This is a genomic window from Actinophytocola sp. (genome assembly GCF_045807065.1).
GTDB lineage: Bacteria > Actinomycetota > Actinomycetes > Mycobacteriales > Pseudonocardiaceae > Actinophytocola.
In genome coordinates, this window is sequence record NZ_JBJMIE010000080.1 from 1 (window position 1) to 4344 (window position 4344).

Annotated in this window: 5 protein-coding genes; all 5 read left to right on the plus strand. The window is 70.8% G+C overall.

Annotated elements, in window-relative coordinates:
• A partial coding sequence (locus ACJ73U_RS04515) for a phage tail sheath family protein (RefSeq protein WP_407776234.1) occupies positions 1 to 953 on the plus strand: 953 nt, incomplete at its 5' end.
• Between the two features lie 35 nt (positions 954 to 988).
• Entirely contained in the window at positions 989 to 1504 is a 516-nt protein-coding gene (locus ACJ73U_RS04520; protein WP_407776235.1) for a phage tail protein, read from the plus strand.
• Positions 1501 to 1881, plus strand: coding sequence for a phage tail assembly protein (locus tag ACJ73U_RS04525; RefSeq protein ID WP_407776236.1), 381 nt, complete (start codon positions 1501 to 1503; stop codon positions 1879 to 1881). Before ACJ73U_RS04520 ends, ACJ73U_RS04525 begins: the two co-directional genes overlap by 4 nt.
• A complete protein-coding gene (locus tag ACJ73U_RS04530) occupies positions 1878 to 2054 on the plus strand; it encodes a DUF6760 family protein (protein ID WP_407776237.1) in 177 nt (58 codons plus the stop codon). The genes ACJ73U_RS04525 and ACJ73U_RS04530 overlap by 4 nt, the downstream gene beginning before the upstream one ends.
• A gap of 526 nt (positions 2055 to 2580) precedes the next feature.
• On the plus strand, positions 2581 to 4344 hold a 1764-nt coding region (locus ACJ73U_RS04535; protein ID WP_407776238.1), incomplete at its 3' end, for a DUF4157 domain-containing protein.

Below are 4344 nucleotides of genomic sequence, written 5' to 3' on the forward strand. Positions count from 1 at the left end.
AGGACGCGGTCGTGCCGTTCGCGACCAGCCTGCCTGCCGAGGCGGAGCTGTCGGCGACCTCCTACGTCGGCGACCCGATCGAACGCACCGGCCTCGGCGGCTTCGAGGCAATCGACGAGATCACCATGATCGCGATGCCGGACCTGATGTCGGCCTACCAGCGCGGGCTGGTCGACGCGGACGTGGTGAAGGCCGTGCAGCTCGCCATGATCGCGCACTGCGAGCGGATGTCGGACCGGGTCGCGATACTCGACACGCCGCCGGGCATGAACTCCCAGCAGGTGCGGGACTGGCGGACCGAGTTCGCCGGCTACGACAGCAAGTTCGCCACGCTGTACTGGCCGTGGGTGCAGGTGATGGACCCCGGCTCCGGCACCAAGGTGAGCCTGCCGCCGAGCGCGCACATCGCTGGCGTGTGGGCGCGGAACGACGCCAGCCGCGGTGTCCACAAGGCGCCGGCCAACGAGACCCTGCGTGGTGTGGTGTCGCTGCAGACCGTGATCAGCAGGGCGGAGCAGGAGCTGCTGAACCCGCTCGGCGTGAACTGCCTGCGCGCGTTCCCCGGCCAGGGGATCCGGGTGTGGGGCGCGCGGACGCTGTCGTCCGACCCGGAGTGGCGCTACCTCAACGTGCGCAGGCTGTTCAACTTCATCGAGGAGTCCATCCTCAACGGCACCAACTGGGTCGTGTTCGAACCCCACGACGAGTACCTGTGGGCCGCGGTGCGCCGGGTCGTCGGCTCGTTCCTGCACCGGGTGTGGCGCACCGGCGCGCTGGTCGGCAACGCCGCGGCGGAGGCGTACTTCGTCAAGTGCGACGCCGAGAACAACCCGCCGGACAGCCGTGACTCCGGGCAGCTGGTCGTCGAGATCGGGGTGGCGCCGGTGAAGCCCGCCGAGTTCGTGGTGTTCCGCATCTCCCAGCTGCCGCAGGGCGGCGCGCTGGAGGAATGACCGTCCTTTCAGGAATCACGACAGGAGTGTGACCGATGACATCCGGCCTTCCCCGCAGCACGCACGCCAGCACCGGCACGGGCGGACTGGTCAGCGCGGCCCGGTTCGTCGTCCAGTTCGACAAGGACGGCAAGAACGGCGAGATCACGTTCTCCGAGATGAGTGGCATCACGTCGGAGATCGAGGTGGCGGAGTACATGAGCAGCGGCACCAACGGTGTGACGCTCGCCAAGCAGTTCGGCAAGACCAAGCCGGCGACCGTCGTACTCAAGCGTGGCGTCGACCAGGACATGACGCTGTGGGCCTGGCACGCGGACGCCCTCGCCGGCAAACCCGACGCGCGCCGGGGCTGCACGCTGATGCTGAAGGACTCCGCGGGAGCCACGCAGCAGTTCTACACGCTGCACATGGCGTGGCCGTCCAAACTGGAGCTCGGCGGGTTCAAGGCGGGTGGCAGTGAGGCCATCATCGCCACCGTCACGCTGACGTGCGAGATGATCGAGGTGGCCCCGGGCGGGGCGGCGATCGGGGCGACGGGTGGGGCGCAGTGACCGCCGTCGCCGAGCCCGTCCTGCGCACCGAGTACCCGTTCGTGCTGCCCCGCGGGTACGTCGACGAGCAGGGCACGGTCCACCGCAACGGCTTGCTGCGGCTCGCGACCGCGCGGGACGAGCTCACCGCGCACAACGAGCCGATGGTGCGCCAGAACGCGGCCTACCTCTCGGTCTTCCTCATCATGCGCACGGTGACCCGCCTCGGCACCCTCGCCGAGGTGGACCGGTTCGTGGTGGAGCACCTGTTCGCGTCGGACCTCGCGTTCCTGCAGGATCTGTACCGGCGGGTGAACCAACGCGGCCACACCGAGGCGGAGGTGGCGTGTCCGCAGTGCCGGCACGAGTTCCTGGTGGACGTCGCGGGCACGCCATGAACGAGCGCACGGACCAGCTGTGGGCGGAGGTGGTGTACATCGCCTACCACCTCCACTGGTCCGTCGAGTCCATCGTGGACCTGGACCACTTCAGCCGGGCGCGCGTGATCACCGAGATCAGCGGCATCAACGACCGCATCAACGATCCGGACCGCACAGGATGGCAGGACTGACATGCGTTGGTGGCCCTTCCGCCGCGGGTCGCGGCGGCCTGACGGACTCGACCCGGGCTCGGTTGGCGCTGTCGCCGGGTTGGCTGACAGTGGTTCTGGCGGTGCCGCTGCTGGCGGTTCGGGTGGTGCTGGTTCTGGTGGTGTCGTCGCCGGTGGTTCCGGCGGTTCCGGGTCGCCGGTGCGGCGGCGGCCGGCGTGGTCGCGGGTGCCGGTGTTGGTGCCCGTCCTCCAGCCGGGGGGCGGCACCGTCGAGGTGGGCACGTCGATGACGGTGGTCGACCGGCCGATGGGCTACCGGCGCGCTGACGTCGGGGTGGGTCCGGCCGGCCGGGTGAGCGGGTTGGCGACCGCGGTACCGGCGGTGCTGGAGCCCGTTGCGGAGCCTGCCCCGCAGCCGAGGGAGCTCCCGAGCCGAGGCGTGCTGACGACGATGACACCGGACGCGGTGGGCCCACCGGTGGCGCCGGCGCAGCCATGGCTCCCGTCGAGCTTCCTGCACAACGCGTACCGCGTGAAGGACCAGCTGATGGCCGGAGAACTGCCGGCGCCGGAAGCCGCGACCGTCCCGCGCCGGGCGGTCGACTTCGCCCGCGACGACCAGATCCCGCAACCAGCGGAACTGGTACTGGACGCGGACGTGACGGAGCGTCCGGTACCAGCCGCCGTGTCCGCGAAGCTGACCCGGGTACTGGGCGTGGACACCTCGGGCGTGACGGTCCGTCGAGGCCCGGCCGTCGACCGAGTGGCGGAAGCCTTCAACGCCAGAGGCTTCACCGTGGCCGGAGTCCCCCACGTCCCCGACACGATGGGCCCCCTGGACGACGGCCCGGGCGCGGCCGCACTGGCCCACGAACTGACCCACGTCGTGCAACAACACCTACCCGACACCGCCGACGCCCACCGGATGGAGACACAGGCCACCGAGGTGGAGGACTGGTTCAACGGGACAGCCCAAGAACCAGTCTGGACAGCCGACGAGAGACCGACCGTCTACTTCGACCCCCCGAGCGCCGCCAGCACACCAGAACCGGCGGTGGACCTGACACCTGAGCCGACGGCGGGTGACACCGAGACGTTCGACCCGGCGACAGGAGCGACTGATCCGGGTGGCTCTACGGATCTGGCGTCGGCTGGCGGGTTCACGCCAGGGCCTGGCGGGGCGTTCGGCCCGATATCGGAACCGGTGTCCACGTCGGAGGCCGAGCCGGCGCCGGGCACCGGGGGGACGTTGGACTTGGTGGCGGTTGGTCCAATGAGGACGGTTGTCGTCGGAAGTCCGGTGGCCGAACTGGTTACCCGTCCAGGACCCGAGTCGGTGGACACTGCTGGGGCTTCGGATGTGCCGCAGGGTGCCGGGTCAGCGGGTCCGGGTTCCGGCTCGGGGATGGGTGGTGCGGGGCAACTCGGCTCGGTGGCAGGGCAACCGCCGGCTGCCGTCGCCAGGGTAGTGAGCCCCGTGGCTGGCCTGGTTCCTCGCGCGGGACCTGAGCTGACGATGAGAGCCGATGGGGCACTCGGTCCAGCCGCGAGGGCTCGCTCAGGTGCCGAGCCGATGTCGGGGGCCGTCAGTTCCGTGGCAGGGCCGGCGTCGGGTGTGACCGCCGGGTTGGCGGGTTCGGTCGTGGGGCCGGGTTTTGGTCCGGGAGTCGAGTATGCGTTGGGGGCCGTTGATTCGGTGGCAGGACCAGCGTCGGGCATGCCGGCTGGGCTGGTGGGTGAGGCGGTGGGGCCGGGGGCTGACGCTGCGGTGGGGGCTGGCGGGGCTGTTGTCCCGGTGGCGGGGCTCGCGTCGGGTGTGGTGGGCGCTGGTGAAGTTGTCCCGGTAGCAGGGGTTGCGTCGGGCGTGCTGGTTGGGCTGGTGGGTGAGGCGGTGGGGCCGAGGGCCGATGCGGCGGTGGGGGTCGGCGGGGCTGTTGGTTCGGTGGTGGGGCTCGCCTCGGGTGAGGTGGGCGCTGCGGCGGTTGTCCCGGTGGCAGGGGTGGTGCCTGGTTCGGGACCTGGGTCCGCGATCGCCGATGCCGGGGCTGCTGGTCCGGTTGCGGGGGCGGCGTCGAGCGCCATGGTTCGGCCGGCGAGTGACGTGGCTGCGGGGCAAGGGCCTGGTTCGGTGGCTGGATCTGTCTCTGGGGTGGTTGGCTTGGTGGTAGGGCTGGTGTCGGGTGTGTCTGCTGGGTCGGCTGGCGGGGTGGGGGATTGGGTCGGGGGTTCTGGTTCGGCGGCTGGGCCTGTCTCTGGGGTGGTTGGTTCGGCGGCAGGGCTGGCGTCGGGTTTGTCCGCTGGGTCGGCCGGG

Excerpts from the sequence above, each read along its gene's own strand:
- ACJ73U_RS04520 (WP_407776235.1), top strand. The coding sequence starts at position 989 with ATGACATCCGGCCTTCCCCGCAGCACGCACGCCAGCACCGGCACGGGC.
- ACJ73U_RS04530 (WP_407776237.1), top strand. The coding sequence starts at position 1,878 with ATGAACGAGCGCACGGACCAGCTGTGGGCGGAGGTGGTGTACATCGCC.